This is a genomic window from Paenarthrobacter sp. NPDC057981 (assembly GCF_042886835.1).
In the GTDB taxonomy this organism is placed as follows: domain Bacteria; phylum Actinomycetota; class Actinomycetes; order Actinomycetales; family Micrococcaceae; genus Arthrobacter.
In genome coordinates, this window is sequence record NZ_JBHVQI010000002.1 from 313,680 (window position 1) to 338,616 (window position 24,937).

Consider the following 24,937-nt stretch of genomic DNA (forward strand, 5'->3'; position numbering starts at 1 on the left):
GTTGGATTTATTGAGCTTGAAATTGGCGTTGGCAGTGGTGACGCTGACATTGTGGGTGCTTTTCTTGGGGTCGTACCGGAGGACCCGCTCTCTTTACAGTTCCTACTGGTCCGCGGCCCTCGGATGTTGGCTGGCCGGCATTGGGGCGTACTTGTTGAAGGAAACCGAATGGAGCAGGGCAGCCGTCCCATTCGGCAACGCGTTGTTGGTGGCGGGAGCATTCGGCGTGTGGGCGGGGTTCCGATCCCTCAGAAGTTTGAAGACGCCGCTGTGGCTGCTTTTGGCCGCCCCGGCGGTCACCGCCGTCGCAGCTTTCTCTGAGGTGACCCCCGACGGCGAGTGGCGGGGCGTGCTGGTCTACTTCGCCCTGATGGGGGTCGGGATGGCGCTGGCCGCGCGCGAACTCGCGCTGTTGAAGTCACAGGCTTCCCAAGCCCACAAACCATTGTTGGTCGTCGCGGTCGCCCTTGTGGCTTACTTCGGTTGCCGGATTGTGGCATACGCCGTTGAGGGGCCGGACAGCGAAATCCTCAGCACGCTCTTTGCCCCGGCGGTGACGTGCTTGCTGCTGATCATGCTGTTGGTCCTGGTTTCATTCAGCATGACTGCGCTCAATAACCATCAGCTCATTACGGTGCTCAACGAGCGGGCAATGCGCGACGGAATGACCGGTTTGCTGAATCGCCAAGCGTTCATGGAGTTGGCCGAGCGGGAACTCGCAGGGCTGCACAGGGCAGGGTTGTCTGCCGCCGTAATCCTGGCTGATCTTGATCATTTCAAGGCGGTCAACGATACCCACGGCCACGCCGCAGGGGACGCGGCAATCAGGGCCTTCGCGGCTGCGTGCAAGGGGACCCTGCGCAAGACCGACTTGGTGGCCAGATACGGCGGGGAGGAATTTGTCATCCTCCTTCCCGGCGCCGACGAGGACAGCGCTGAGGCCATCACCACCGAGATCAGCGCTCGGCTGGCAGCTGCGCAGGCCCCGGATGGACTTGCCTTCCCCACCGTCAGTTACGGAATCTCATCCACCCCGATTGCGGGACATGCGCTGGCACAGCTGATTTACACCGCTGACGGTGCCCTGTACCAAGCCAAGGCAGCCGGACGGAACCGCGCGTTTATTGCAGCAAGCCCCCTGGATCCGGAGGCTGCACACGCCTGACCCGTCCCGGACCGGAGGAAATTTATCCCCGTTACACCAGCGTAAGCGTTTTGCCGGTGTAATCTGAACCTGCCACTACTCCTTTCAGTGCCGGTGGGATGGGAACAAAATGCGAGACCGAATCAATTTCCGTTTGCTGGTGGTCATTCTGGGCTTGCTCGACGCGCTCGGCCCTCTGTCGATCGATCTGTACCTTCCCGGGTTTCCTGAGCTGAAGGCGTCGTTGGACCTGGACGATGCCGCTGTGCAGTTCACCCTTGCGGCCATGACGGGCGGGCTCGCCGCAGGACAGGCAGTGGCTGGTGCATGGAGTGACAGAGTAGGCCGTCGCGGGCCGCTGCTTCTGGCGGCGGCGATCTACACCGTGGCTTCGATGGGCTGCGCCGTCTCCCCGAACCTGATGGCAATGGTTGTTTTCCGATTCCTGCAGGGCGTCAGTGCTGGCGGCTGTGCCGTACTGGTGTTGGCGATCGTGCGGGATCTTTCCTCCGGCGAAGCCTTCGTTACCTTACTCTCACGCATCACCCTCCTGACCACTGGCGCACCCCTTGTAGCACCCGTGCTCGGCGCAATGCTCATGCCCGTCGTGGGTTGGCGTGGCTTGTTCTTCGTCCTCGCGGTCGTCGCCGCGATACTCACTGTCGCGGTGGCGCTCGTCTTCCCGCAGTCGCATACGCATTCCCGTGGAGCCTCGGGGAGCCGGCTCCGCCGAGTGCTGCGGGACCGGTCCTTTCTCCATGGTTTGTTGCTTGGTGTCGGGACCTATGCCGGCGTCTATACCTACGTTGCGTGTGCGCCACTTCTGCTCCGCGGGGTGTACGGCCTATCGGCGGCCGCGTTCGCCGGGTTCTTTTTCTGCACGACCCTCGGTCTGTTCATTGGGGTACGGCTAGCCAGCCGTATGGTGAAGCGGTTCGGAACAAGCCGGGTACTGATGCTCTCCGTCAGTGCCGCCGTCTCCGCCGCTCTTGCCCTGCTTATTCTGGGCCCATTGGGACTTCCCGCGACCCTGGCGTCACTGTGGCTTTTCGTCGCAGCTTGTGGCGGCATTTTTCCTTGCGCAGCAACAATTGCCCTTGCGAAGCAGGGCGATCAGGCGGGGACTGCAACGTCCGCATACGGCTTCACGACGTTCACGGCCGCAGCATTGATATCTCCCATTCCCGGCATCATTGGAGTGTCCGGAACAACACCACTCGGTGCGACTCTCCTGGGGACCTCATCGCTGCTTGTCCTGGCTACGGCTTTCTTCATCGTGAGACATCGTCATGACATTTCCGCCGGGCGCTTGCGGCCGGATCAGGTGTCTTCGGCCGCGGAAGACAAGATTCCTTGATCGTTGCAGGGGCGAATCAAGCGCCCTGGCGGACCCCTTTTCTAAGTGCCCGCGCGGCAGGGTTCGGAGAGTAATTGAGTTCGCGGATCGCGTCCTCAACTTTCAGCCGGGTAGCCTGGGCGACGTTGCCGGTTGCGTTGATGACGTTGGAGACGGTCTTCATTGAAACGCCGGCTTTGGCAGCCACATCGAGAAGGCGGGCCGGACGGTATTCACCTCTCTCGGGAGACAGTTCGTCCGCAGCGAGGGGCTTGCCGCTGCGCGTCCGCATTTTGGCGTAGTTGCCGCACCATGCCATGGAGCACCAACGGCCGGACCCGTTACGGGACTCGTCCCAGTAGGCCCATCTGCATGAGTCGCGGGCGCAGACCTTCAGCCGTTCCCACGTCCCTCCAACGCGGCACGAGTCCACAGCGGAGAGGACGTAGCCCAGGGGGTCTACCAGGTCGTCGTCTCCGCCGATAGTCAGCTCACCGCCGTCGCCGACGCGAAAACGAAGTGAAATCTGCGCCAGGGCGACATTAAGCTCCGTAGCGGCACCTTTGACCGGCTCATGACCTGCGTGCTGCAGCAGCACATTCCGCAGACCTTCCCTCAAGCGCCGGGCCTGCGCAAGATCGTCCTCAGTCTGCGTCCGGACGGCTATGTCTGCACGTTCCGAATACCAGCGCTCAAGGTCTTGGGGGCTGGACCAGCTGTCCGCATCTTCTTGCCATTCGACCGTATTTACGAAATCACGGACCAGCAGCATGGCGGCAGGGGCCGGGATCGAGGCAATTTCGCTGCTTTTACGCATGACACCAGCATAGCCAGTTCGTTGGTGTCGTCGCCGGGCTGCCTCAGCACGCGATGACGTTGACCGCCAGGCCGCCGCGGGAGGTTTCCTTGTACTTGCTCTTCATGTCAGCGCCGGTCTCCCGCATGGTTTTGATGGCGGTGTCCAACGAGACGTGATGGATTCCGTCTCCGCGAAGGCTGATCCGTGCGGCGTTGATGGCCTTGTTGCTTGCCATGGCGTTGCGTTCGATGCAGGGGATCTGGACCAGCCCACCCACAGGGTCGCACGTCAGGCCGAGGTTGTGCTCGATCCCGATTTCGGCGGCGTTTTCAACCTGCTGCGGTGTTCCGCCCAGGATTTCGCACAGTGCCCCGGCGGCCATGGAGCACGCGGACCCGACCTCACCCTGGCAGCCGACCTCCGCACCCGAGATCGAGGCGTTCGTCTTGAAGAGGACGCCGATGGCCGCCGCCGTCAACAGGAACCGGATGACCTGCTCTTCAGAGGCACCCGGCGTGAACTTCATGTAGTAGTGAAGGACCGCGGGGATGATTCCGGCAGCACCGTTGGTGGGTGCGGTGACAACGCGCCCGCCCGTGGCGTTCTCTTCGTTCACGGCCAACGCGAACAGATTCACCCAGTCCACGGCGCGCAAAGGATCGTTCGCGTCGTCTTTGGTTTGCAGGTCGGCATACAGGCGGGGAGCACGACGGCGGACCATCAGGTTGCCGGGCAGGTGCTCTTCCGTACGGCTGCAGCCGCGCGAGACGCACTCCTTCATCGTCTCCCAAATGCGGAGCAGTTCAGCCCGGGTGTCCTCTTCGCTGCGCCAGGCGTTCTCGTTAGCGAGCATGATGTCGCTGATGGACAAGCCCTCGCGGTCGCAGTGGGCCAGCAGCTCTTCGGCATTGCTGAAGGGGTAGCGCAGGCTGACAGTGTCCTGCTCCGTCTTTCCCACGGCGTCCTCATCCACCACGAAACCGCCGCCCACGGAGTAGAACACGCGCTCGGAGAGGAGGTTTCCTTCCCCGTCGAAGGCCTGGAAGCGCATTCCATTGGGGTGGGCGGGAAGCGATTGGCGCATATGCAGCACCACGTCTTTTGCACGGTTGAAAGAGACCATCCGGCGCCCGTCCAAGAAGATCTTTTTTGCCTCCGTAGCCTCGGCAACCATGCCATCGGCAGCCATGGGGTCCACGGTCTCCGGGAGCTCACCCATGAAGCCAAGGATCACGGCCTTGTCCGATCCGTGTCCCCTTCCAGTAGCCCCCAACGAACCAAACAGCCCGGCGTAAACGCGATCAACGGCGTCGAGCTTTCCCTCCTGCTCCAGTCCCTGGACGAAGGTGTGGGCCGCGCGCATGGGACCCACCGTGTGGGACGACGACGGGCCGATGCCGATGGAAAACAGGTCGAGGGCGCTCAGGGCCATGGGATCCTCCAGGGGAGCAGGGGGCGGGTTCCCTTTCAACTGTGGGGGCCGTCGGCGCTCGCGTCCATCGGAAATAAGTGAAGTGACCTTCAAGTTGGGCTTAACGATTACGCCGTCGGCCGCGCGTTGGTGGCTATCCTGAGTTCCTCGAGGACGGCGGCAATGGCCGGCGAGGCCTGGCTCGCGGCACGGTAAAGGACGATGATGTTGCGGCCGCAGCTGGGATCAACGCGGCGCACCAGGAGGTCCTCCGTTTCCCGGCCAAGATTGAGTTCGCTCATCAGGGCAACCCCCAGCCCGCCGCGGACCAAGCCCAAGGTGGCCATCAGGTTCCGGCAATGGGCGATGACCTTGGGAGTGAAGCCCGCCTCACGGCAGGTCTGGAGGACGAACTGTTCAAAGACGCTGCCTTCCTGGTCCAGGAGCCAGCTTTCATTGGCGTAGCCGGGGAGCTTCACGGGGGTACCGGGCTCCGGCGCGGCACGGTCGCGGGGGAGGACCAAAATGATCTCATCCCGTGCCAGGACAGTTTTCACCAGGCCCTCGTCCTGGATCTCGTGGAGGTCGTCGACCACCGCAATATCAATGTTTCCGGCCCGGAGTTGGGCCACGCTCTCGAATGGTTCGAGATCCGAGACCGTAAGGTCCAGCCCGGGGTAGGCGGCTTGGAGGGACATGACCGCCGATGGAAGGACTGTGCTGCAGAAGCTCGGGAAGGCGCTGATGGCCAATCGTCCGCGGACGTCGGTCTGGAACTTTTTCAAGGTGGCTTCAGCGGCTTCAACCTCAGAGGCGATGCGGGCGAAATGCTCCACCAGCAACACACCCGCTTCGGTCAGCCGGACCTTCCGGCCGGTCCGCACCAGCAGAGCCAACCCGGCCTCCCTTTCCAACACCGCCAACTGCTGGCTGACGGCAGAGGTGGTCATGTGAAGCTTGGCAGCAGCTGCTGTCATGGTGCCCTCAAGCTCAAGGGTCTTCAGGATATGCAGGCGGCGGATGTCCAGCACGGGCTACTCCCTTCGGTTTAGCTCTACTTAACCTCACGATCCGTTGGGGGAGAAGGGGTGGACGAATCCCAGCGTCGCCCGCCCTTGGTCGTCGATGACGTGGCCCAAATGCTTGCTCATCCGGAACACGACGCTCCGGTCGACAATCCGTGCGCTCGGAACGGCAGCTTCAAGCGCCGCCTCAAAGCGCACGACGTCGGTCATTTCGCGCAGCCAGACCGCCACCACGAGGTTGTACTGGCTGGCGACGGCAAGGGCTGTCCGGGCCTCGGGAATTTGGGCCATGAGCCCCCGCATTTGCTGGATGTGCTTGGCCGCAGTGCGCACAAAGTACCAAGCGTAGACGGGCCAGCCGGTGACGCTGCGGGCCACGTCTGTGCGTAGTCGCAGCCGCCCGTCTGCCCGCATCCTGGCCAGCCCGTCCGCAACCCGTTGTTCGCTGAGCCCGTGTTCGGCGGCGATGCGGCTTACGGGTCGGCGCCCGTCTTCCAGCAGACAGTGCCGGAGGGCGTGTTCGACGTCGGGATGGACAGTCCGGGGAGCCCTGGGCCGGGGCGCCTTGGGCTTGGCCACCTTGGCGGCTTCTGCTGGCGTGAGCGCACGCAACCTCCACGCCGATGCTTCCATGATCATTTCGGTGACCAGATGTGTCTGCGTGTTCCGGACGCCATCAAGGGCACCGATCCGGTTGGTCACCACATCCCAGATCGCCAGTGGGTTCTCTGCGAGCACGGTGGCCAGCAGGTCCCGTCCGCCCGAAGTATGGTCGAGCGTCATGACGGCAGGGATTTTGGTGAGCTCCTGTGCCACTTTCGCAGTGTGCTGGGGCATGCAGGTGATATCCACCAAGGCGCTGGCTCCTTCGGTGAAAATCCCGGTGACCCAGGCCAGTCCCCGTTCGCGGAGGGATTCCCAGCGTCGGGAAAGCGTCACGGCATCCGCGCCAAGGAGGGATGCGAGCTCGGCCCAAGATGCCCGGCCCTCGATCTGCAAAGCATGGATGATCCGCTCCTCAAGGGGATCCAGCACGTTTTCCTGCATAGGAGCAAGATAATCCATGGAAAGCTTCAATTTCATCTAATAGAAACATGGCGCTTTGATCATGGTGTGATCCCGTTCACTTCTCATCACATCGGAGCGCACATGCGTACAACTGCGCAGAAATCCACAGCTGCCGGAGCCGTTGGCTTCCTGGTCGTTATGGAGCTTGGCAGCGGCATCCTGCAGGGCTGGTTGAGTCCCTTGTTTTCCTCGATCGGCGAACACCATGGTGTCTCGGCAGCCTCGCTCAACTGGATCAGCGCCGCCTACTTGCTGGCGACGGTCCTGGTCGTCCCCCTCCTGTCCAAGCTTGGTGACATCCACGGCCACAAACGCGTCCTCATGATCGCCACCGCAATCGTTGCGGCGGCGTCCGTCCTGGTTGCTTTCGCGCCGAACTACGAACTGTTCCTGGTAGGCAGGGCCATCCAGGCTCCCCTTGCCGTCTTCCTGCCTCTTGAATTTGCCATCGTCCACCAACGCGACTCCGCGCGTTCCGGCCGGAGCATCGGCAGGCTCGTCGCGGCGCTTACCCTCGGCGCCACGATCGGCGGTCTCCTGTCCGGTATTGTCCTGGACGCCGTCGGCAGCCTCTCCTTGACCCTGTTGCTCCCCGCAATCTTCATGGCCCTGTGCATCCCGGGGATCGCAGTCTTCGTCAAGGAATCCCCGATCCGCAGCAAGGGAAAGGTGGATTACCTTGGGGCTGTCCTGCTGGGCGGTGGCTTGGTGGCGGTCCTCGGTGGGGCGTCCAACCTGGCCACGTGGCCTCCGCTGGCCGTTGGTGCATCAATGCTGGTGGGCGGTGTCCTCCTCGTGGCCTGGGCAGTCTCCGCCCGCCGGGTGGAGCACCCGCTGGTGGACCTCAGCATGCTGCTTCGAGGAGGCATCGGCCTGCCCATCCTGGTTGCCTTCTTGTTCGGTGGCCAATTGTTTGGCGCGCAGGCACCCATTTCCGTCTACCTCCGTTCGGACCCCGCGACACTGGGATTCGGTTTCGGTGCTGCTGCGTCGGCTGCGGGAGTCCTGCTCAGCATCATGGCGCTGGCGGCCTTCCTTGGAGCAACGTTCGCGGACCGGGTATCCCGCATCCTGGGCGGCACACGGACGGTTGCCCTCGGCGGCTTCCTCGGAGCTGTGGCCTACGTGCTCATGATCCTGGCACCCGGCACCCTGGTCACTTTCACGGTGTGGCTGGTAGTGGCCGGCCTCGGCACAGGCGTGGTCAGCGGAACCCTTCCCACCTTGGTGGTGCAGCGTGCGGCCTCCGACTCCGTGGGCATTGCTTCCGGCCTCTACAACACGGCCCGAACCGCGGCAGGTGGAGTGGCCGGTGCCCTCTTTGCCCTGTTGATGTCCGCCCTGTCCACCCCTGCGGCATCGGGATCCCGCGTTTCCACGCAGTCCTCCTTCCACGCGGTCTGGTGGATTTGCGCGGGCCTCTGTGTCGTCTTCGCGGTGGTGGTGCTTTTCATCCGACAGGCAAAAGCGGCGCCGGAAACACCCGCCCAGGACCGCGAGGATCCCGTGGCCGACGCCGCACTCGAACCAGTCCAGTGAACACCCCCAGCTTCTGAACCCCACCGATCACCAAAGAAGGAAAAACCATGACCATATCCATCGACATCACGTCCAAGGAAACCTTGCGCGACGCCGTACGCGAGGCCGCGTCCGCCGTCGTACCCGCCATCCTGGAACTCAGCCACAAAGTGCACTCACTGGCCGAGATCTCCTGGGAGGAACACGAGTCTGCGGCGGCCGTGGCCGCTGTTCTGCGGGACGGCGGTTTCGACGTCACCGAATGCGCTTACGGAATTCCGACGGCGGTCGAGGCCACGTACGGTGCCGGCGAGCTGACCGTAGTGATCTGCGCCGAATACGACGCCCTTCCTGAGGTAGGTCACGCCTGCGGACACAACATCATCGCGGCGGCGGGCGTCGGAGCAGCCTTGGCGCTCAAGCCCGTGGCCGATGCCGCCGGGCTGCGTATCAAGGTCCTGGGTACCCCAGCCGAAGAGCACGGTGGGGGCAAGGTCTCCCTCCTGCAGGCCGGTGCGTGGGAGGACGCCGCCTTTTCGCTGATGGTGCATGGCATGACCGGGACGGAGCGCAGTGCCACAGCGTTCACCATGGCCGCTGTGGAGCGGTTCGAGGTGAACTACAAAGGAAGCGAAGCCCACGCCGCCGGCGCCCCGGACAAAGCCATCAACGCAGGTGCCGCCGCAAGCCTGGCATTGATGAACCTGGCCGTCCTCCGTCAGCACCTTCCGGAAAACGCGAATACCAATGCCTTCATTTCGCACGGAGGCGGGGCAACCAACGTCATTGCCGGAGACTCCACGGTCCAGGTGGAAGTGCGTGCAGGGGATGTTGACGTGTGGCGGGACCTCAAGCGCCGGGTTCTCGCATGCTTCGAAGGCGCGGCGATCGCCACCGGATGCACCTGGACGCACCGCCAGACCGAACACCCCTATGCTCCGATCGACACCCACTCCGGACTGGGCGGTCTGTGGGACGCCAACATGGAAGGCATTGGACGGCCCGTGGACCACACGCCCGTCTTCGGCGGCGGATCCTCGGACATGGGCAATGTTTCCCAGGTGCTCCCGTCCGTTCACGGCATGGTGGTGGTCCGCAACAGCACCGCCGTCCCGCACCATCCGGACTTCACGGCCGATGCCATCACGCCCGAAGCCGACGACGCCGTAGTGGATGGCGCCACGGTGATTGCCTTGACGGTGCTGGACGCTGCATTGGATCCACAGCTGCGCGCTGAACTGTTGGAACTGCAGGCCGCCCGCGAACCGGGTGCGACGACTGTGACGCTGGAGGCGTAGGAGCCTGCTGCATCCGCGGCACCGGATGGCGGTGCCGCGGATGCTTTCCACATACGCCACAAAACCCATTGCCCTGCCCACCCGGCGATGGTTCGATGGGTTTCATGGCTATCGCAGAAAGTTATGTCCTGGCGATCGGGACCAAGAAAGGCCTGTGGCTGGCAACCAGCCCGGACCGAAAAGACTGGTCCCTCTCCGGCCCGCACTTCCTGATGAGCGAAATACCCAGCATCGGGATAGATACACGGGGCGGCAAAACACGGATCATGGTGGGGGTACGGTCAGAGCACTGGGGACCCACCGTGGCACACTCAGACGACCTCGGTGCGACGTGGACCGAGCCCGAGCAAGGCGCCATCAAATTCCCTGACGGCACTGATGCCGCCCTGGAACGGGTCTGGCAGATTCACCCCGACGCCGAGTCCCGTCCCGGCGTGGTTTGGGCAGGCTGCGAACCAATTTCTGTCTGGAAATCGACCGACGGCGGCGAGCACTTCGAGTTGAACCGCGGATTGTGGGACCACCCCCACCGCAGAGAGTGGGGTGCCGGCTACGGCGGCGCGGCTGCGCACTCGATCGTGGTGGATCCTTCCGGCGAGAAGGTCCACGTCGCCATGAGCACAGGTGGCGTCTACAGATCGCTCGACGGCGGGACCTCCTGGGAGCCCCGCAACAAGGGTATCTCTGCCTACTTCATGCCCGATCCCAACCCGGAGTTCGGCCAGTGCGTCCACAAGATCGCCGCCGATGCCGCAGTCGAAGGCCGTTTGTACGCGCAAAACCATCATGGCGTGTACCGGACTGACGATAACGGTGAAAACTGGGACTCCATCGCGGAGGGGCTGCCTGCCGATTTCGGATTCGTCATGCTCACCCATCCCCGGCGGGAAGGGACCGCTTGGGTGGTGCCGTTGAAGGCTGACGGTGAACGCATCCCACCAGGCAGCAAACTCAGTGTCCACCGGACAGACGATGCCGGAAATACGTGGAAGGAACTGCACACGGGACTCCCGGATCACGAATACAACGCCGTTCTTCGGGACGCTGCATCCGTTGACACCGCCGAACCCGTCGGGGTGTACTTCGGTACCCGCGGCGGTTCCGTGTACGCCAGCGCCGACGAGGGCGGGACCTTTACTGAAGTGGCCTCCCACTTGCCTGACGTGCTCTGCGTGCGCGCCGCCGTCGTGAGTGGCAGTGTTAGCGGAAGCGCGACCGCAGAGCCGGCAGCAGCCAGCGCCCCGGTACCTGGTTAGGCCCGTTGTGGCTGACTTTACGGTCCTGTTGCCTGGTGTCCTGCAGCCGCTCGTCGGCGGACAGTCCTATCTGACTGCGTCCGCCGACGGTGCTGTGACCGTTGGACAGTTGTTGGACTCGGTGACCGGAGATTATCCGGTGCTGGCCAGGCGTTTGCGTGATGAAACCGGAGCGCTCCGCCGCTTCGTGAATATTTACGTGAACGGCGACGAGGTCCGGCGTTTGAAAGGTCTTGATACGGAGGTTGCAGCGGGCCAGGAGGTTTTGATTGTCCAGTCCGTAGCCGGCGGCTGAGGGGTGGCGGGCGTCCAGCCGTGATCCAGGGAAATCCTGCTTCAGGCGACGCGCCACACAGTGCATTCGTCGGTATTGATGGCTTTTCTCATCCCCGAGGCGTAGTCCATGATCCAGACGACGCCGATGCCCGGGGCCGTTTCCTGGACGCGGCCGCGACGTATCACCACGTCGTCGTAGGCGGGTCCTACTGACAGTCGGGCTTCGATTTCGTCTCCGCGGTGGAGCTGGCTGATCGCGCGTATTCGTGTGCTGTGAGTGGTGACTTCCTTCAACATGGTGTCCTCCTGGCTGGAGCTGGTGCCTGCACTTGCCGGCTATTCCAGTGTGGCGGGGCAATGTTGCCACGGTATTTCGGCGTGGTTAGGGTCCGGTTAGCATTCCGGGATGCTTGAGTTTCTTCGATGGGTGCGGTGTCGCGTGTTTCCGCAGGCCAGCGCGCGTACGGCTGTAGCCTGATCTCGGTTGTTGAGAGCCCAGCGACCACAGGCTCCGTCCTCCCAGGAGATTCAATGGGTGTAATGCAGCGATCCGTAGCGCTGTCCACAGGCTTGGCGGTCTTTGCCGCCGGCTTGTTTTTTGTCCAAGCCCCGGCGACAGCTGTGCCCCTTCCCGGGCCCGATAATCCGAACGTCCAGTTCGTCGAGGGCACCCCGCACTCGGAGCACGTTTTCGAGACGCCCCTCCCGGAAACCAAGCAACCCACCAAAGGGCAGGCCGGCGTCGACTCCCTGCTCCGTGACGGGGCCGCCGCAGCCGGTCCAGGCGGCAATATCAGCGTCCGGTTGGTGACTGCGAAGCTGGCGGACAATACCAATCCGGTTTCCATGACGGACGCCGAAAAAGCTGTAGTGTCCACCAGCAACTACTGGAAAGCCATGACAGCCAGCAAGCTGTCCATGACAGTGACCAGTGAAGTTGCCGGGCACCAATCGAAGGCGCGTTCCACAGACAGTTACAGCACCATCATCTCCACCATCACGAGCGAGCTGAACTGGTCAGCCAGCCCGTACACGGCGTTGGTCATCTTCATTCCGACATCCACGTTGTCGGGCAACGCGCTTGGCGCAGGCTACAGCAGCGGCAGTTACAGCGGTCGCGTGCTCCTGCCGCAGGTCAGCAACTTCACCAACAACGTGATGGCCCACGAATTCGGGCACGTCATCGGCTTGATGCACGCGGATGCGCTTCAGTGCGGCAGCGGGGTGTCCGACGTCGGGGTCAACAGCAATGGCCAATTCACGGATCCGTCCTGCTATATCCGTGAGTACGGTGACACCACCGACATCATGGGTGCCGCCCAGTATTCCTTGCCCGTTGTCAGCTCCACGTTTTGGGACTACGCGGGACTTGGCCGGGGCGATGAGATCCGTGATGCGGGGGTCGCGACAGGCTCGAAGAGTTACACACTCAAGCCGTGGGGCGGCACCGAAGCGCAGCGCGCGGTCAAATTCACCGATCCCGTCAGCAAAGAGGTCTATTACCTGGAGCTGCGGGAACCGGCCGGCTACGACAATTACCTTGGCACTGCCGGCAAGCCGGGCAATATGGGGGTCAAAATTGCCCAGCGCGGCGGCGCCACCATTGCTTCTTCCTTGATCCTGATGCCGTCGACCAAGCCGTTTCCGGAGCCTTGGTACGCCAGCAACCACGCGTGGCAGGCGGGCAGCACCTTCACCACCTACACCGGCACCCAGGTGACCATTAATGCGGTGTCGTCGACGGCGGCCACCATCACCATTACTGCCGACGCACGGCTCACAGCCAAGATCCGTTTTTCGGCGGGCGACTTCGACGGCGACGGGCTCACCGACGTCCTCTCCCGTGAACCCGACGGCTCCTTGATGCTGTATTCCGGTTTGCCGGGCAACAGGCTCGACAACCCCCGCCAAGTGGGCTCCGGATGGAACATCTTCGATGCCATCACCGGATTTTCGGACTTCGATGGAGACGGACGAAGCGACATTTTGGCGCGCACCAACGACGGCGTCCTGTGGCTGTACCCGGGCGACGGCAACGGTGGTTTCCTCGCCAAACGGCAAATCGGATCCGGCTGGCAGGGCTTCACGAAGATCATCGCCGTCGGCGATTTCGACGGCGATGCGCGCCTCGACGTCATGGCGACCAAGTCCGATGGCAGCCTCTGGCTGTACCCGGGCGATGGCCAGGGCGGCTTCCGTGCATGGTCGCAGATCGGCTCGGGGTGGAACGGCTTCACCAGCATCACGTCCGATGGCTCCTTCGGGCTCCTTGCGCGGACAAGCGACGGCACCCTCTACCAGTACCCCGGCAACGGTTGGGGCGGCTTCGTGCCTCGCACCACACTCGGAAGCGGTTGGAACACGGTGGGCGACATCGTCAGCGGACAAGACTTCACGGGCGACAAGAAATCCGACGTCCTGACAGTGACGTCGACCGGAACCATGCGCCTCTACCCAGGCAACGGCTCCGGCTTTGCCGACCGCCTGGCCATCGGCGCCGGCTGGAACCAGTTCAGCCAGGTATGGGAAGCAGGGGATTTCGACGGCGATGCTGTCGCGGACATTCTGGCCCGTGGCGCCGATGGGGCGTTGTGGCTTTATCCGGGCAACGGTTCGGGCAGCTTCCGGCCTCGCGTCCTGGTCGGAACGGGCTGGAATGCCTTCAACACGGTGCTCAGTGCCGGAGATTTCGACGGCGATGGTCACCCGGATCTTGTGGCGAGGACAGCCGACGGGGTGCTGTGGATGTATCCGACTGACGGCCACGGCCAGTTCCTGCCGCGGAAGCAGATCGGTGTGGGCTGGCAGGGTTTCAATGAGTTGCTGGCCCCGGGGGACTTCAACGGTGACGGGAAAGCCGACCTCGTGGCCCGGGCGGCCAATGGCAGTTTGTGGATCTATCCGGGTAACGGTTCGGGCGGTTTCCTTCCGTGGAAGCAGATCGGCACGGGCTGGGACGTATTTGATTCCGTTGTCCAGGGCGGGGACTTCAATGGCGACGGCCGGGAGGACATCATGGCCCGGGGAACAGACGGGACGTTGTGGCTCTACCCGGGCAACGGCAGTGGTGGCTTCCTGGCACGGGTGGCCCTGGGAAGCGGATGGAACACCCTCAGCTCGTTCGCGGCTTTGGGCAATGCTTTCACCGGAACGGGTAATCCGTCGGTGGTGGGTGTTGCAGGCAACGGGGTGCTCCTCCTGTACACGGGAACGGGCCAGGGAAGTTTCCAGTCCGTGGTGCTGGATCCCCGGTAGGCAGCTACCGACCGGGTGAATCTGCGGGCAGCGAAAAGCCCGGCATGTCGGGGAACATGCCGGGCTTTCCGTTTGTCGTCACCAGTGTGCACCAGTAGGGTGTGCGCTCCCAGGAACCGGGAAGGAGCGCTCCTCCAGGTGAGGCGCAGGCCTACTTGTGCAGGCCGAGCTCTGCCGTCGGGATCTTGGCTGATTCGCGTGCGGTCAGGGCAGAGATAGCCGCGATCACGCAGATCACTCCGCTGAAGATGGAGATCTGGACCCAGCCTCCAGCCTTCGTTCCACCCATTGCCGTGACGATGGCCGGCGCGAAGCCTGCCATCAGGAAGCCCAGCTGCGTGCCGATGGCCAAACCTGAGAAGCGGACCTTGGTGCTGAACATTTCACCGTAGAAGGAAGGCCAGACGGCGTTGGCTGCTGCGTAGCCGAAGGAGAAGAACACTACCGAGACCAGGAACATCAGCGGCACGTTGCCGCCTTCCAAGGTCAGCAGGAACACCGGCGTCATGATGGCGCTGGCCACGGCACCGTAGATGAAGACGGGCTTGCGGCCGATCCTGTCCGCGAGCATGCCGAACAGGGGCTGGGTGCCCAGGGCCACAACGTTGGCCGCAACTACCAGCCACAGGGTGATGGTGCTGTTGACGTGGGCGACGTCCTGGGCGTATTTGATGGCCAGGGTGCCGAAGACGGTACTGACGGCAGCGATGAAGGCACAGCAGACAACGCGGAGAACGTCGCGCCAGTGCAGCTTCAGGAGGTCGGCGATGGGGAGCTTGGCGATCTGGTTGTTCTTCTTGGCTTCGGCGAATGCCGGCGGCTCGTGCAGGGTACGGCGGATGAAGTAGGCAACCATGACCACCACTGCGCTCAGCCAGAACGGGATACGCCAGCCGATGCCGTACTTGATCTCGTCGGGGAGTGCCACCACCGGAATGAAGACAAGCGCGGCCAAGATCTGACCGCCTTGGGTGCCGGTGAGCGTCCAGGAGGTGAAGAAGGAGCGGCGATTGTCCGGAGCGTGCTCCAGCGTCATCGAGGATGCACCGGCCTGCTCGCCGGCAGCGGAGAGGCCTTGCGCCAGGCGGGCGAGGACCAGCAGGACGGGAGCCCACCAGCCGATGGTCTTGAAGTCCGGCAGGCAGCCGATGACGAACGTGGCTGCACCCATGAGGACCAGAGTGAACATGAGGACCTTTTGGCGCCCGATCCGGTCACCGAAGTGGCCCAGGATGATTGCTCCCACCGGACGTGCGACGTAGGCAAAGCCGAAGGTCGCGAACGACATGATGGCTGCGTTGGCGTCTGCGTCCGGGAAGAAGACGTGCGGGAAGATCAGCGCTGCGGCGGATCCGAAGATGAAGAAGTCGTAGTACTCAACGGCGCTGCCAAGGAAGCTGGCCAGGGCGGCTTTCTTGGGAGTACCCGTTGTTGATGCAGTGCCGGGCGTCGCTGACGGCATTGTTTGGCTCATGGGAGGGTTCCTTCTGTGACAACGGTGTCGCGGGTGAAGCTGGAGGGAGTGGCGAGCGAGGTGCGGCTGGCCTTCTCCGAAAGTAACCACATGGTGAGAGTTACTTGTGCAATACAGCAATAGTGGCTGTGAGAGGGGTCACTTGTCAATACTTGTCGCCACCATCTAGAAATAGCTCTCACTATGTGAGAGCATCGAAGCATGAGTGTGAAAGAGGACACAAAGACCGACATGGTCGGCAAAGCCCTGAGCCTGTTGGTGCTGCTCGGCAACGAGCCAAAAGGGGCAAGCGCGGCCGATCTTGCGCGCAGTGCGAACCTGCCATTCAGTACCACCTATCGCCTATTGGGTTCCTTGACCCGCGATGGCTTCGTGGATTACGAGCCTGATGGCCGGCGCTACCACCTGGGTTTGCGGGTTTTCCAGCTCGGGCAGCGGGTTTCCAACCACCACGGCTTCGCTGCCACGGCTCTTCCGGTGTTGCAGCGGGTCACGGAGCGCACTCATGAGGCAACCATTCTCTCGGTCCGCGACGGCGACCATCACCTGACGGTCAACAAAGTCGATGGCCCCAAGACCTTCCGCGTGACCAGTGACCCCGGGCATCTTGGTGCCTTGCACACAACGTCGGTGGGCAAGGCGATCGTGGCATTCGAAACCGAGCTGGAGCGCAAGCGGCTCCTTGAGGAACTTCCCCTCGACGCTCTGACCGAGCACTCCATCACGGACCGTGACAAGTTCCGGGAGGAAATCGAGCAGGTCCGCCGCCAGGGGTATGCCGTGATGGACGAGGAAAACGAGATCGGCATGCGCGCCGTCGCCGTGCCGGTCCTCAACTCGCAGGGTCACGCCTTCGCCTCGCTAGCGACGGCGGTGCCGGTGTTCCGCCTGACCATGGAGGAACTCGTCGCCCACGTGCCCACGCTCCAGGAAGCCGCGGCTGAACTCGCGGCCCGCCTGCCCCAGCGCTGACCCAACTAGGGGACAGCAGGTGTCGCAATGAGCGCCCATTGGAGCGTTTGCTGTCCCCTAGTTGGGTAGGGGGCGGGGGTGTGTGCGTCAAATGTTCGCGATAAGAACAAGCGTGCGGAGTATGAACAACTGTAGTAATCTGGATAACACCGCGGGCGAAGCGTCCCTGAAACGCCGACCCGCGGGACTGAAGTAAAAGGAGCTTGAGGATGAGCAACCGAGCTGAATCCGTTCTGGTGGGCCTGATTGGTGAAGGCGTCATGCCCTCGCTCACTCCGCCCATGCATGAACGCGAGGCCGATGTGCAGGGCCTTCGCTTGCTGTACCGCCCCATCGACCTGCTGGAACTCGCATTGCCGGCCACCGCCGTCGGGGATCTCCTCACAGCAGCCCAGCGGATGGGCTTCAACGGCCTCAACATCACGCACCCCTGCAAGCAGTTGGTGCTGGGGCACCTTGACGAAATTTCCGACGACGCCGCCCGCCTGGGTGCCGTGAATACGGTCCTGATCCAGGACGGCCGCTTCATCGGCCACAACACAGACTTTTCCGGCTTCGGTTCGGCGCTCGCCGACGGTCTGCCCGGAGCCAAGCTGGACCGTGTCGTCCAGTTGGGTGCGGGAGGTGCCGGTTCCGCCGTCGCCTACGCGCTGCTCAAGGCCGGGGTAAAGACCCTGGACCTCGTTGACATGGACACCGCCCGGTCGAGTGAACGCGCAGCGGAACTTTCAAGTCTCTTCCCTGACGCTACCGTCACGCCGCGGGGCCTGGACGAGTTGCCGGAGCTGATGCCCCTTGCCGACGGACTGGTGCACTGCACGCCGGTCGGCATGGCCGCGCACCCTGGCCTCCCGCTCGATATCGGACTCCTGGAAACCCGCCATTGGGTAGCAGACATCGTCTACCGCCCCATCGAGACGCAACTGGTCCGCGAAGCGCGCGCCAAGGGTTGCGCAGTGCTCGACGGCGGCCGTATGGCGGTTGGCCAGGCGGCCGACGCCTTCAAACTCTTCACCGGAAGGGACGCCGACCGCGATCGGATGCGCACGCACTTCCTGGAACTGATCGCCCTGGAAGACGCTGCAGCCTCGCTCACCGCCGGCCCCCTCGCTAAGGCGGCCCACTAATGCGTACCGGAATCGCCACCGTCTGCCTGTCCGGAACCCTGAAGGAGAAGATGCAGGCCTGCGCCATCGCGGGCTTTGACGGCATCGAGATCTTCGAACAGGACCTTGTCACCTCGTCGCTCAGCCCTGAAGATGTGCGCAAAATGGCCGCAGACCTCGGCTTGGGTCTGGACCTTTACCAGCCGTTCCGGGATTTCGACGGCGTCACTCCGGACCTGCTGGAGGCAAACCTCAAACGGGCGGAGGCCAAGTTCAAGCTGATGGCCCGCCTTGGCATGGACGCCATCCTGGTCTGCTCCAACGTGGCCACGGCCACCATCGACGATGACCAACTGAGGGCGGAACAGCTGGCCGAACTTGCCCAACTGGCGGGGGACCACGGGGTCAAGGTTGCCTACGAGGCCTTGGCCTGGGGCAAGTACGTCAACGACTACGAGCACGCCCACCGCCTGGTCGAGATGGTGGGCCACCCCAATCTGGGCACGTGCCTTGACTCGTTCCACATCCTTTCCCGCGACTGGGACACCGCACCGATCGAGGACATCAACGCGGAGAAGATCTTCTTCGTTCAGGTAGCGGATGCCCCCAAGCTCTCCATGGATGTGCTGTCCTGGAGCCGCCACTACCGGGTTTTCCCCGGGGAGGGCCAGTTCGAGCTCGCCAAGTTCATGGGTCACGTGGTCCGTGCGGGCTACACCGGGCCCGTCTCCCTGGAGGTCTTCAACGATGTGTTCCGCCAGTCGGACGTGGAGCGGACGGCCGTGGACGCCATGCGCTCACTCATCTGGCTGGAAGAACAGAGCGCCAAGTGGCTGGCCAGCAGCCCGGCGGCAGGCACGGCAGAGACCCAACAGAACTCCCGCCGTCGTTATCCCATGGAACTGGCCACGCTGCCCAAGGTGAACGAGCCCGCCGGGTTCAACTTCGCCGAGGTCAAGGCCGACGACACGGCCCAGCTGGAGAAGCTCCTCGGGCAGCTCGGCTTCGAATTCGAAGGCCGGCACCGCACCAAGGACGTCCAGCTGTGGACCATGGGCCAGGCCCGCGTGATCATCAACGAGCAAGCGGCCTCGCACACGGAACCGGCTATCGCCGCTTTGGGGTTCGACGTCGACTCTCCAGTAATTGCCTCGGCCCGCGCCCAGCAGCTCAAGGCCCCCGTGGTCGCCCGCAAGGTGCAGGCGGACGAGGAAGTGTTCCAGGGCATTTCCGCGCCGGACTCCACCGAGATTTTCCTCTGCCAGGGAAACCCGGACGGTACGGCTGCTTGGACCCACGAATTCGGCGAAGGGCTGGAGCACCCGCGTGCACAGCAGAACGCCGTCATCGACCATGTGAATCTGGCCCAGCCGTGGCAGCACTTCGACGAGGCCGTCCTCTTCTACACCAGCGCGCTGGCCCTGGAACCGCAGCCGTTCGCCGAGGTTCCCAGTCCCAGCGGCCTGGTTCGCTCGCAGGTCATGGAGACCAGCAACGGCGCGGTTCGGTTGGTCCTGAATCTGGCACCTGTGCAGCAGGGCGAAAAAGCACGCAAAACGTACCAGGAACACATCGCGTTCGCAGTGGACGACCTCGTGGCAACAGCCCGGTCAGCACAGGAGCGTGGCCTCGAGTTCCTGCAGATTCCGGCCAACTACTACGAGGACCTGGATGCGCGGTTTGATCTTGAACCCGGCTTCCTGGCCACTCTCCAGGAGCTCAACCTCCTGTATGACCGGGACGCCAACGGCGAATTCCTCCACTTCTACACCGCCACAGTGGGCAGTGTGTTCTTCGAAATGGTGGAGCGCCGCGGCAACTACGACGGCTACGGAGCCCCGAATGCACCCGTCCGCCACGCCGTCCAATACGACTCACTCCACCGGGCATAGCCGCCCCATCCAGTAGAAGAATCCATAGAAAGGAGCCGGTTGTGCCGCAAGACAACACCGCACAAGCTCTCGAATCCGAGGAACTCGTGCCGCCAGCTGAGCCACACGCCGCGCATGAGTCCAAGAAAGTGGAAACGCAGGCGGACCTCAGTGCTGAGATCAAGTCCATCGGAGACCGGTACGCCGAGGCCTTGAAGAACGGCAGGGCACCGGAAACCATGCCGCGCCTGGACTACGCGCCCTACCGCAGCTCCATCCTGCGCCACCCCACCAAGAGCCTGCACCACGCAGACCCGGAAACCATCGAGCTGTACTCGCCGGCATTCGGGCACCAGGACGTGCACGCACTGGAATCAGACCTGACCATCCAGCACAACGGCGAGCCGCAGGGTGAGCGCATCATCGTTGCCGGCCGCGTCCTTGATGGCGACGGTCGCCCGGTCGCCGGTCAGCTCGTGGAAATCTGGCAGGCCAACGCATCGGGCCGCTACATCCACAAGCGCGACCAGCACCCCGCCCCGCTCGACCCCAACTTCACCGGCGTCGGACGCTGCATCACGGGCGCCGACGGCTCCTACTCCTTCACCACCATCAAGCCCGGCGCGTACCCGTGGAAGAACCACCTCAACGCCTGGCGCCCGGCCCACATCCACTTCTCCATGTTCGGCTCGGAGTTCACCCAGCGCATCGTCACCCAGATGTACTTCCCGGGCGACCAGCTCTTCCCGCTGGACCCCATCTACCAGTCGATCGTGGACCAGGACGCCCGCGACCGCCTGGTGGCGCAGTACGACCACGAGCTGACCAGCCCCGAATGGGCCCTCGGCTACAAGTGGGACATCATCCTGACCGGTTCCAAGCGGACCTGGACCGAAAACGAAGCATTCGGCGACGCCGGGGACGAGGAGTAGGCACATGAGCAAGCTGACACCCACACCGGGCCAGACCGTCGGACCCTTCTACGGCTACGCCCTCCCCTTTAACAAGGACAACGAGCTCCTGGCACCGGGCAGCCCGGGCAGCATCCGCCTCCAGGGCACGGTGTACGACGGCGCGGGCCACACCATCCCGGACGCCATCCTTGAGATCTGGCAGCCGGACTCTGGGGGCAACATCGTCCAGCGCACCGGCTCCCTGGTCCGCGATGGCTACACTTTCACCGGCTGGGGCCGTGGCGCCGTTGGCAACTCGGGCGTCTACACCTTCACCACGGTGAACCCGGGACCGCTTAAGGCTGGAGCGGCGCCGTTCATCTCCATCGCAGTCTTCGCCCGTGGCCTCATGAACCGCCTCTTCACCCGCGTGTACCTGCCCGAAAACGAGGAAGCGCTGGCCAACGATCCTTTGCTCAGCTCCCTAGACCCCGAGCGCCGCAAAACGCTGATCGCCCGCCGCGATCCCGACGGCGGACTCACCTGGGACATCCGCCTCCAGGGTCAGGACGAGACCGTGTTCCTGGACTTCCAGCAGGACGGTTCGCTGGATCTGGCCTCAGAGGAGTCGGCAGCATCATGACCGACGGCGACTTCGGCCTCCTCAGCCCCGTTACTGCCTCCCCTGCGGTGACCGCACTGACGGGCGACCGTGCCGTGATCGCGGCGATCCTCGACGTCGAAGCCGCCTGGGCGGCCGTCCTCGAGGAAGCCGGGCTGGCCCCCGAAGGTTCGGCAGCTGTGGTGGCCGAAGCCGCCGACCCCGGTCACTACGACCTCGTCGTCATCGCCGAACGCGCCCAAGGCGGCGCCAACCCGGTGATCCCGCTGCTCGGTGAACTCCGCGCACATGTGCGCAGCCTGGATGCAACCGGGATCGGCGCGGGCAAAGCCGTCCACACCTCCCTCACCAGCCAGGACGTTCTCGACTCCGCCCTCATGCTGTTGGCCAGCCGCACCGTTTCGGCGTTGCTCACTGAAGTAAAGAGCACGACGACGGCGCTCGCCAGCTTGGCGGAACAGCATGCGGACACGCTGTGCGTGGGCAGGAGCCTGACGCAGCATGCCCTTCCGTACACCTTCGGGCTCAAGGCTGCGCAATGGTTCCAGGGAGTCGCTGCGGCGGCCACTCGTCTGGAGTCAGTTGAGTTGCCGGTGCAGTTCGGCGGCGCCAGTGGAACGCTGGCCTCCGGGTCCAAATTGACTGCGGGCTCCGGCTCCACGCCGTTCATGCTGGCGGATGCGCTGGCCCTCAAGCTTGGCCTGACCCCCGCTCCGGCACCTTGGCACACCAACCGCCTGGCCGTCACTGGCCTGGGTGATTCCCTGGCTTCCCTGCTGGATGCTTTCGGCAAGATCGCCTCGGACCTGGTGTTCCTGAGCCGCCCGGAAGTTGGCGAACTCGGGGAACCTTTGGCAGCCGGACGCGGGGTTTCGTCGGCCATGCCGCAGAAGCAGAACCCCGTGCTGTCCGTGCTGATCCGCAGTGCGGCACTTCAGGCGCCGGCCCTGGCATCCCAGCTCCACTCGGCTGCCGGCACCTTCAACGACGAGCGGCCCGATGGTGCCTGGCACACGGAATGGCCCGCCTTGCGTCGGCTGCTGGCGTTGGCTCTGGGTGCTGCCCGCCAACTTCGCGAGCTAAGCGGCGGCCTCCGTGTGTTCCCCGAAGCCATGCGTCGGAACCTTGAGATCTCGGGGCCGCTGCTCCTCAGCGAAGGTGTGTCGGCCGCCGTCGCACCTCTCCTCGGCGAGGACGGAAAGCAGAAGCTGCAGGCCGTCGTCGACGAAACGCTCCAAGCTCCGGCAACCCGGCAGGCGGACACGTACCGCAAGCTCCTCCGGGAAGCCGTCCCCACGGACAAGCTGACCGACGCCGCGCTTGACGCCCTGCTGGACCCCGCCAGCTACCTTGGCGAGGCCGCGGAAATCAGTCGCCGCATCCTCGCCGCCTACCCCGAATACACCGCTTCAACGAAGGGAGCCCATCGTGGCTAAGCCAACCGTCAAGGCTGTGCTGCTGTCCCCGCAGCGCGAACTCGGAGCCAAGCCGCTCCTGGTGGTGGGCCCGTCTTTGGGTACTTCCACCGTGCTGTGGTCCGAAACCGCGGCCCTCCTCGGCGACGAGTACGACGTCATCGGCTGGGACCTGCCCGGCCACGGCATCTCGCCGGCCGCCACGGAAGGTTTCGATGTCGCGGAACTGGCTGACGCCGTCGTCGATCTTGTCGATTCCGTTGCGCCGGGCGCGCGGTTCCATTACGCGGGCGTTTCGCTGGGCGGGGCCACCGGCCTGCAGCTCGGCATCAAACACGGCGACCGCCTCCGCAGCCTGTCTGTGCAGTGCAGCGGCGCGAAGCTCGGCACCCCGGAAGGCTGGCTGGAGCGGGCGGAAACAGTGCGGAAGCTCGGCACGCCGGTGATGATCCAAGGCTCGGCTGAGCGCTGGTTCGCCAAGGGCTTCATGGACCGCCAGCCCGAAATCAGCAGTCGGCTCCTGCACGCTCTGCGCGACGCCGACCGCTTCAGCTACTCATTCTGCTGCGAAGCCCTTGCCGCGTTCGATGTCCGCGAGCAGCTCGGCAGCATCACCGTTCCCACCCAGGCGATTGCCGGCGTCGAGGATACCGTTGCGCCGCCGTCGGTTGCTGAGGAAATTGTCTCGGGTGTCCGGGCGGGCGGTTCGTACGCCGTGGCGGAAGCGCTCGACGGCGTGGGGCACCTCGCGCCTGCCGAGGCGCCTGCGATCGTGGCTGGTTTGATGCGGAACTTCATGAAGGAGAACGGACTGTGAGCTTGTCTTCAGAGCGGAACGGGGCTGTCCAGCCCGAGGCTACCGCGCAGGAAATCTACGACGCCGGCATGGTGGTCCGCCGCGAAGTGCTCGGCGACGCGCATGTGGACCGGGCCAACGCCGCGAAGGATTCCTTCACCGAGGACTACCAGGACATGATCACCAGGATTGCCTGGGGTGGAATCTGGACGCGGCCGGGGCTGAGCCGGCAGATGCGTTCTGCGGTGACGCTGACTGCGCTGGTGGCGCACGGTCACTGGGAGGAGCTGGCCATGCATGTCCGGGCTGCCCTCAACAACGGCCTGAGCAGGGACGAGATCAAGGAAATCCTGCTTCAGACCGCCATCTATTGCAGCGTGCCGTCGGCCAACTCGGCGTTCAAGACGGCCCAAAAGGTCTTCGCGGAAATCGACGCCAACTCACCCAACTAACCCCCGCTCACCCAACTAGGGGACAGCACCTGTCCCAATGAGGGCTCATAGCGACGTTTGCTGTCCCCTAGTTGGGTATCAAGAAACGAAGGAAATTTTATGAACCAGGCATTTGTGTACGACGCCGTGCGCACGCCGTTTGGTAAGTTCGGCTCCGGGCTTGCTGCTGTCCGTCCCGATGACCTCGCGGCCCATGTTGTGCGGGAGTCAGTTCGTCGCGCACCCGGCTTGGACGTTGAGCGGATCGACGAGGTGGTGTTCGGCAACGCGAACGGCGCCGGCGAGGAGAACCGCAACGTTGCCCGCATGGCGACGCTGTTGGCTGGCCTGCCGGTCTCGATCCCGGGCACCACGGTGAACCGCCTCTGTGGCTCGTCCTTGGATGCGGCGATCATCGCTTCCCGCCAGATCAATGCCGGCGACGCCGATGTGGTGCTGGTGGGTGGCGCGGAGTCGATGTCCCGTGCGCCGTGGGTGCTGCCCAAGACGTCCAAGCCCTACCCGGCCGGTGACATGACCCTGGCTTCGACCACGCTCGGTTGGCGCTTGGTGAACCCGGCGATGAACAAGGACTGGACCATTTCCTTGGGCGAGGCCACGGAGCGGTTGCGTGAGAAGTACGGGATCACCCGTGAGCGTCAGGATGCTTTTGCCGCGGACTCCCACAACCTGGCCGACGCCGCGTGGAACGAAGGCTTCTACGATTCTTTGGTTACGGCGGTTCCGGGGACGGACCTGGTCCGTGATGAGGGAATCCGTGCGGGTTCGTCGGCTGAGAAGCTTGCCGGGTTGAAGACGGTGTTCCGTCCCGAGGGTTCAGGGCCCGACGGCGGTACGGTCACCGCCGGGAACGCTTCGCCGTTGTCTGACGGTGCTTCTGCGGCGTGGATCGGGTCGGAGGCTGCTGCTGGGATTCTGGGGTTGGAGCCGTTGGCCCGCATCGCCGGACG

General features: G+C 63.9%; 22 protein-coding genes. 16 read left to right on the plus strand and 6 right to left on the minus strand.

The window, feature by feature from the left end:
* The first annotated feature begins 10 nt into the window (after nt 1-10).
* The gene (locus tag ACFVSI_RS04610; RefSeq protein ID WP_387820174.1) at nt 11-1,165 is read left to right on the plus strand and encodes a diguanylate cyclase; all 1,155 of its coding nucleotides are present in this window, start codon (nt 11-13) and stop codon (nt 1,163-1,165) included.
* Between the two features lie 109 nt (nt 1,166-1,274).
* Complete coding sequence (locus ACFVSI_RS04615; protein ID WP_387820175.1) at nt 1,275-2,501, plus strand: multidrug effflux MFS transporter; 1,227 nt, start codon at nt 1,275-1,277, stop codon at nt 2,499-2,501.
* 16 nt (nt 2,502-2,517) lie between these two features.
* Here ACFVSI_RS04615 and ACFVSI_RS04620 read toward each other — a convergent pair whose 3' ends face one another.
* The 4 genes from ACFVSI_RS04620 to ACFVSI_RS04635 form a co-directional block, all read right to left on the minus strand.
* Nucleotides 2,518-3,297 (minus strand): LacI family DNA-binding transcriptional regulator, encoded by a 780-nt coding sequence (locus tag ACFVSI_RS04620; RefSeq protein ID WP_387820177.1) that lies wholly within the window; start codon nt 3,295-3,297, stop codon nt 2,518-2,520.
* A 43-nt stretch (nt 3,298-3,340) separates the two neighbouring features.
* Nucleotides 3,341-4,711, minus strand: a complete 1,371-nt coding sequence (locus ACFVSI_RS04625; RefSeq protein WP_387820179.1) for an L-serine ammonia-lyase — start codon at nt 4,709-4,711, stop codon at nt 3,341-3,343.
* A gap of 107 nt (nt 4,712-4,818) precedes the next feature.
* A complete protein-coding gene (locus ACFVSI_RS04630) occupies nt 4,819-5,721 on the minus strand; it encodes a LysR family transcriptional regulator (RefSeq protein WP_387820181.1) in 903 nt (300 codons plus the stop codon).
* Between the two features lie 33 nt (nt 5,722-5,754).
* Nucleotides 5,755-6,762: an Lrp/AsnC family transcriptional regulator gene (locus tag ACFVSI_RS04635; RefSeq protein WP_387820182.1), complete on the minus strand. Its 1,008-nt coding sequence runs from the start codon at nt 6,760-6,762 to the stop codon at nt 5,755-5,757.
* A 102-nt stretch (nt 6,763-6,864) separates the two neighbouring features.
* On the opposite strand from ACFVSI_RS04635, the gene ACFVSI_RS04640 reads away from it, so the two are divergent.
* The 4 genes from ACFVSI_RS04640 to ACFVSI_RS04655 all read left to right on the plus strand — a co-directional run bounded on the left by ACFVSI_RS04640 (nt 6,865) and on the right by ACFVSI_RS04655 (nt 11,150).
* Complete coding sequence (locus ACFVSI_RS04640) at nt 6,865-8,322, plus strand: MFS transporter (protein WP_387820184.1); 1,458 nt, start codon at nt 6,865-6,867, stop codon at nt 8,320-8,322.
* A gap of 47 nt (nt 8,323-8,369) precedes the next feature.
* Nucleotides 8,370-9,599, plus strand: coding sequence for an amidohydrolase (locus ACFVSI_RS04645; RefSeq protein WP_387820186.1), 1,230 nt, complete (start codon nt 8,370-8,372; stop codon nt 9,597-9,599).
* 95 nt (nt 9,600-9,694) lie between these two features.
* Nucleotides 9,695-10,855 (plus strand): WD40/YVTN/BNR-like repeat-containing protein, encoded by a 1,161-nt coding sequence (locus ACFVSI_RS04650; RefSeq protein WP_387820188.1) that lies wholly within the window; start codon nt 9,695-9,697, stop codon nt 10,853-10,855.
* A 7-nt stretch (nt 10,856-10,862) separates the two neighbouring features.
* A complete protein-coding gene (locus ACFVSI_RS04655) occupies nt 10,863-11,150 on the plus strand; it encodes a MoaD/ThiS family protein (protein WP_159707990.1) in 288 nt (95 codons plus the stop codon).
* Between the two features lie 41 nt (nt 11,151-11,191).
* Here the strand turns inward: ACFVSI_RS04655 and ACFVSI_RS04660 are convergent, their stop codons facing one another.
* Nucleotides 11,192-11,428, minus strand: a complete 237-nt coding sequence (locus ACFVSI_RS04660; protein ID WP_387820190.1) for a hypothetical protein — start codon at nt 11,426-11,428, stop codon at nt 11,192-11,194.
* 234 nt (nt 11,429-11,662) lie between these two features.
* Here ACFVSI_RS04660 and ACFVSI_RS04665 point away from each other — a divergent pair, with 234 nt between their 5' ends.
* Complete coding sequence (locus ACFVSI_RS04665; protein WP_387820192.1) at nt 11,663-14,386, plus strand: FG-GAP repeat domain-containing protein; 2,724 nt, start codon at nt 11,663-11,665, stop codon at nt 14,384-14,386.
* A gap of 151 nt (nt 14,387-14,537) precedes the next feature.
* On the opposite strand, the gene ACFVSI_RS04670 is transcribed toward ACFVSI_RS04665, so the two are convergent.
* Nucleotides 14,538-15,860: an MFS transporter gene (locus ACFVSI_RS04670; protein ID WP_387820194.1), complete on the minus strand. Its 1,323-nt coding sequence runs from the start codon at nt 15,858-15,860 to the stop codon at nt 14,538-14,540.
* A gap of 201 nt (nt 15,861-16,061) precedes the next feature.
* Between ACFVSI_RS04670 and ACFVSI_RS04675 the strand changes: the two genes are divergently transcribed.
* The 9 genes from ACFVSI_RS04675 to ACFVSI_RS04715 all read left to right on the plus strand — a co-directional run.
* A complete protein-coding gene (locus tag ACFVSI_RS04675) occupies nt 16,062-16,832 on the plus strand; it encodes an IclR family transcriptional regulator (protein ID WP_274258479.1) in 771 nt (256 codons plus the stop codon).
* A gap of 209 nt (nt 16,833-17,041) precedes the next feature.
* Entirely contained in the window at nt 17,042-17,959 is a 918-nt protein-coding gene (locus ACFVSI_RS04680; protein WP_387820195.1) for a shikimate dehydrogenase, read from the plus strand.
* Nucleotides 17,959-19,830: a bifunctional sugar phosphate isomerase/epimerase/4-hydroxyphenylpyruvate dioxygenase family protein gene (locus ACFVSI_RS04685; RefSeq protein ID WP_387820197.1), complete on the plus strand. Its 1,872-nt coding sequence runs from the start codon at nt 17,959-17,961 to the stop codon at nt 19,828-19,830. Before ACFVSI_RS04680 ends, ACFVSI_RS04685 begins: the two co-directional genes overlap by 1 nt.
* Nucleotides 19,831-19,871: 41 nt before the next feature.
* Nucleotides 19,872-20,741, plus strand: coding sequence for a protocatechuate 3,4-dioxygenase subunit beta (gene pcaH, locus ACFVSI_RS04690; protein ID WP_387820199.1), 870 nt, complete (start codon nt 19,872-19,874; stop codon nt 20,739-20,741).
* 4 nt (nt 20,742-20,745) lie between these two features.
* Nucleotides 20,746-21,345 carry a protocatechuate 3,4-dioxygenase subunit alpha gene (pcaG, locus tag ACFVSI_RS04695; protein ID WP_387820201.1) on the plus strand — a complete coding sequence of 200 codons (600 nt, stop codon included), beginning with the start codon at nt 20,746-20,748 and terminating at the stop codon, nt 21,343-21,345.
* Complete coding sequence (locus ACFVSI_RS04700; RefSeq protein WP_387820203.1) at nt 21,342-22,760, plus strand: adenylosuccinate lyase family protein; 1,419 nt, start codon at nt 21,342-21,344, stop codon at nt 22,758-22,760. Before pcaG ends, ACFVSI_RS04700 begins: the two co-directional genes overlap by 4 nt.
* Nucleotides 22,753-23,556 carry an alpha/beta fold hydrolase gene (locus ACFVSI_RS04705; protein WP_387820204.1) on the plus strand — a complete coding sequence of 268 codons (804 nt, stop codon included), beginning with the start codon at nt 22,753-22,755 and terminating at the stop codon, nt 23,554-23,556. The genes ACFVSI_RS04700 and ACFVSI_RS04705 overlap by 8 nt, the downstream gene beginning before the upstream one ends.
* The gene (pcaC, locus tag ACFVSI_RS04710; RefSeq protein ID WP_387820205.1) at nt 23,553-23,987 is read left to right on the plus strand and encodes a 4-carboxymuconolactone decarboxylase; all 435 of its coding nucleotides are present in this window, start codon (nt 23,553-23,555) and stop codon (nt 23,985-23,987) included. The genes ACFVSI_RS04705 and pcaC overlap by 4 nt, the downstream gene beginning before the upstream one ends.
* 99 nt (nt 23,988-24,086) lie before the next feature.
* Nucleotides 24,087-24,937: thiolase family protein (locus ACFVSI_RS04715; RefSeq protein WP_387820207.1), on the plus strand; the 851-nt coding region annotated here is incomplete at its 3' end.